Origin of the sequence: Streptomyces sp. DH12 (genome assembly GCF_020873895.1) — a bacterium.
GTDB lineage: Bacteria > Actinomycetota > Actinomycetes > Streptomycetales > Streptomycetaceae > Streptomyces.
The window spans coordinates 1-575 of sequence record NZ_JAHWGT010000529.1; the positions used below are offsets into that span (position 1 = coordinate 1).

General features: G+C 69.4%; 1 protein-coding gene. It reads left to right on the forward strand.

Going from position 1 to position 575, the window contains the following annotated elements; translation table 11 throughout:
- A partial coding sequence (locus LPA54_RS35590; protein WP_228984710.1) for a methyltransferase domain-containing protein occupies window positions 1–575 on the forward strand: 575 nt, incomplete at both ends.

A 575-nucleotide genomic window follows, 5' to 3' on the forward strand; every position in this document is an offset into this window, starting at 1 on the left:
CACGGCCCGGGCCGACGCCCGGCTGCTGGCGGCGCACGCCTGCGGCGTCGGGCCGGACGGCCTCGACGGTGTCTCGCAGGCGCCGGCGCCTCCGGTCCTCGAGGAGTACGTGAGGCGGCGGGAGGAGCGAGAACCGGCCGAACTGATCGTCGGGCACGCCTGGTTCATGGGGCAGCGGTTCGAGCTCGCACCCGGGGTGTTCGTACCCAAACCCGAGACCCAGGAGATCGTTGAAGAGGCAATAAACAGACTGTCCGGTCTTCTTTCGCAGGGCAAGACATCCCCTTTGGTAGTAGATCTGTGCGCCGGGCCCGGCACCATGGCGGTGACGATCGCGCGCCGTGTGCCGGACGCGCGGGTGTACGGGATCGAGTTGTCGCAGGTCGCGGCCCAGGCCGCCCGGCGCAACGCGCGGGGCACCGCCGCGTGCATCGTGCAGGGGGACGCGTGCGAGGCCTTCCCGGAGTTCGACGGCTGTGCCGACCTGGTCGTCACCAATCCGCCGTACATCCCGATCGGTCTGCGCACGAGCGCTCCAGAGGTTCTCAACTACGATCCTCCGCTTGCTCTTTGGG